The 3,710-nt window shown below is 73.0% G+C and carries 1 protein-coding gene; it reads left to right on the top strand.

The features are described from left to right. A partial coding sequence (locus AB0G02_RS31185) for a beta-ketoacyl synthase N-terminal-like domain-containing protein (RefSeq protein WP_360801163.1) occupies positions 1-3,710 on the top strand: 3,710 nt, incomplete at both ends.

The following is a 3,710-nucleotide window of genomic DNA, read 5'->3' as shown; positions in this document are numbered from 1 at the left end:
ACCAGCTACACGCGGTCGGGCGGCTTCCTGCGTGACGCGGCCGGGTTCGACGCGGCGTTCTTCGGGATCTCGCCGCGCGAGGCGTTGGCGATGGACCCGCAGCAGCGGGTGCTGCTGGAGACGGCCTGGGAGACGTTCGAGCAGGCCGGCATCGACCCGACGTCGTTGCAAGGCAGTCGGACGGGCGTGTTCACCGGCATCTGGTCCACCGGGTACGCCGCCGGACCCGTGCCCGACGACCTGGAGGGCTACCAGGTCACCGGCACGGCGACCAGCATCGGCTCCGGCCGCCTCGCCTACCTGCTCGGCCTGGTCGGACCGGCGCTCTCGCTGGACACCGGCTGCTCGTCGTCCCTGGTCGCGCTGCACCTGGCCGCGCAGGCGCTGCGATCCGGCGAGTGCGACCTCGCGCTCGCCGGCGGCGTCACGGTCAACGCCACGCCGTCGCTGTTCACCGAGATGTCACGGCAGGGCGCGAGCGCGCCGGACGGGCGCAGCAAGTCCTTCGCCGCGTCCGCCGACGGCGCGGGGTGGGCCGAGGGTGCGGGCCTGCTGCTGGTGGAACGCCTGTCCGACGCCCGCCGCCACGGTCACCACGTGCTGGCCGTGGTCCGGGGGACCGCCGTCAACCAGGACGGTGCGTCGAACGGCCTGACCGCGCCGAACGGTCCGTCGCAGGAGCGGGTGATCCGGCAGGCGTTGGCGAACGCGAGTCTGTCACCGTCCGATGTGGACGCTGTGGAGGCTCACGGGACCGGTACGACGTTGGGTGATCCGATCGAGGCGCAGGCGTTGCTGGCGACTTACGGCCGGGACCGGTCGGAGCCGTTGTGGTTGGGGTCGGTGAAGTCGAACATCGGCCACACCCAGGCGGCGGCGGGTGCGGCTGGACTGATCAAGATGGTGATGGCGCTGCGGCACGGCGTGCTGCCGAAGACGCTGCACGTGGACGAGCCGACGCCGCACGTGGACTGGACGACCGGCAACGTCCGGCTGCTGACCGACGCCGTGCCGTGGCCGGACGCCGATCGTCCGCGCCGGGCGGCGGTGTCCGCGTTCGGCATCAGTGGGACCAACGCGCACGTCGTCCTCCAGCAGGCACCGGAGGTCGTGGCCGAGCCCGGAGAGGACCGGGCGGTGCCGTGGCTCGTCACCGCCAAGACCGCGGCCTCCCTGCACGCCCAGGTCGAGCGGTTGCGCGCGTACGCGTTCACTCACCCGGACGTGTCGGCCGCCGCGATCGCCGGCGAGCTGGCCGGGAGGGCCCGGTTCCCGCACCGGGCAGCGGTCGTCGGGTCGGACGTGGTGTCCGGGGTGGCGGGTTCGGTGGGCCGGACCGTGTTCGTGTTCCCGGGTCAGGGTGCGCAGTGGGTCGGGATGGGGCGGGAGCTGTACGCGTCCGAGCCGGTGTTCCGGGATGCGGTGGACGCCTGCGAGCGGGCGCTGAGCCCGTACGTCGACTGGTCGTTGGTCGAGGTGCTGAACGGCGGTGACCTGGACCGGGTCGACGTAGTGCAGCCCGCGTTGTTCGCCGTGATGGTGGCGCTGGCGCGGTTGTGGCAGTCGGTCGGCGTCGAACCGGACGCGGTCGTCGGCCACTCGCAGGGCGAGATCGCCGCCGCGCACGTCGCCGGCGCGCTGTCGCTGGACGATGCCGCCCGGGTGGTCGCGCTGCGGAGCAAGGCCTTGATCGCGATCTCCGGTCGCGGCGGGATGGTGTCGCTCGGCCTGTCCGCCGACCGGGCCTCGACCTACCTGGCCCGGTGGGGCGGGAGGCTGACCGTCGCGGTGGTCAACGCGCCCGGCTCGGTGGTCGTGTCCGGTGAGGCGGACGCGCTGGGTGAGCTGCTGGCGGCGGCCGAGGCCGACGAGGTCCGCGCCCGCCGGCTGCCGGTGGACTACGCCGCCCACTCCGCCCAGGTCGAGGCCGTCCGCGACCGGCTGATCGCGGACCTGGCCGACCTCAGGCCGTCGTCCGGGCACATCCCGTTCCACTCCACGGTGACCGGCGAGGTGATGGACACCGCCGGCCTCGACGCCGCCTACTGGTACCGGAACCTGCGCGAACCGGTGCTGTTCGAGCAGGCGACCCGCGCACTGCCGGCCGGGAGCGCCCCGGTGTTCCTGGAGATCAGCCCGCACCCGGTGCTCGTGCCCGCGCTGGAGCGGGGGACGCTCGTCACCGGGACGGTGCGCCGCGACCGGGGTGACCGGGCGGAGTTCCTGTCCGCGGTGGCACGCGTGTTCGTGAGCGGTGGGCACGTCGACTTCACCGCCGCGTTCCCTGCCGCTACCAAGCAAGTCGACCTGCCTACGTACGCGTTCCAACGTCGTTCGCACTGGTTGGGCGGCGTCACGTCCGACGCGCCGCCCGCGCAACCGACCGCCGACCCCGCCGACCAGGTCACCGCCGCCATCGCGGCCGTCCTCGGGCACACCGACGCCGCCGACGTCGACCCCACGCTCACGTTCAAGGACCTCGGGTTCGACTCGGTCATGGGCGTCGCCCTGCGCGACCGCATCAACAGCGCGCTCGGCCTGCGCCTGTCGTCCGGGCTGATCTACGACCACCCGACGCCTGCCGAACTCGTGGCGCACCTGCGTGACGGCGCGGTCGACGTGCCGGACGTGGTCGCGGAGGCGGTGGACGACGACCCGATCGTCATCGTGGGCATGGGGTGCCGGTTCCCCGGTGGCGTGACGTCGCCGGACGACCTGTGGCGCCTGGTCACCGCCGAGGTGGACGCGATCGGCGGCTTCCCGACCGACCGCGGTTGGGACCTGGGCCGGCTGCACGACCCGGAGCTGCGCAGCGGCGGCACGAGCGCCGTCGCCCAGGGCGGATTCCTCGACGACGCGGGTGGGTTCGACGCGGCGTTCTTCGGGATCTCACCCCGCGAGGCCATCGCGATGGACCCGCAGCAGCGCCTGGTGCTGGAGACGGCGTGGGAGACGTTCGAGCACGCGGGCATCGACCCCACCTCGTTGCACGGCAGCCGGACCGGCGTGTTCACCGGCATCTGGTCGTCCGGGTACGCCGTCGGCACGCCGGTGCCCGAAGACGTGGAGGGCTACCTCGTCACCGGCACGGCCACCAGCGTCACCTCGGGCCGGGTCGCCTACCACCTGGGCCTGCGCGGCCCGGCGCTGTCGATCGACACGGCGTGCTCGTCGTCGCTGGTGGCGATCCACCTGGCGGCGCAAGCCCTGCGGTCGCGCGAGTGCGACCTGGCGCTGGCCGGCGGTGTCACGGTGATGGCCACGCCGGTCATCTTCACCGAGTTCTCCCGCCAGCGCGGGCTCGCACCGGACGGACGCAGCAAGCCGTTCTCCGCCTCCGCCGACGGCACCGGTTGGGGTGAGGGCGCGGGTCTGGTGCTGCTGGAGCGTTTGTCGGACGCGCGTCGGCGTGGTCATCGGGTGTTGGCGGTGGTGCGGGGCAGTGCGGTGAACCAGGACGGTGCGTCCAACGGCCTCACCGCGCCGAACGGTCCGTCGCAGGAGCGGGTGATCCGTCAGGCGTTGGCGAACGCGGATCTGTCACCGTCCGATGTGGATGCCGTGGAGGCTCACGGCACCGGCACGACGTTGGGTGATCCCATCGAGGCGCAGGCGTTGCTGGCGACCTACGGCCAGGACCGGTCCGAACCGCTCTGGTTGGGGTCGGTGAAGTCGAACATCGGTCACACCCAGGCGGCGGCCGGGGTCGC

Source organism: Actinosynnema sp. NPDC023658 (assembly GCF_040639995.1).
Classification (GTDB): Bacteria; Actinomycetota; Actinomycetes; order Mycobacteriales; family Pseudonocardiaceae; genus Actinosynnema.
This window is presented reverse-complemented; position numbering and strand designations above follow the sequence as displayed.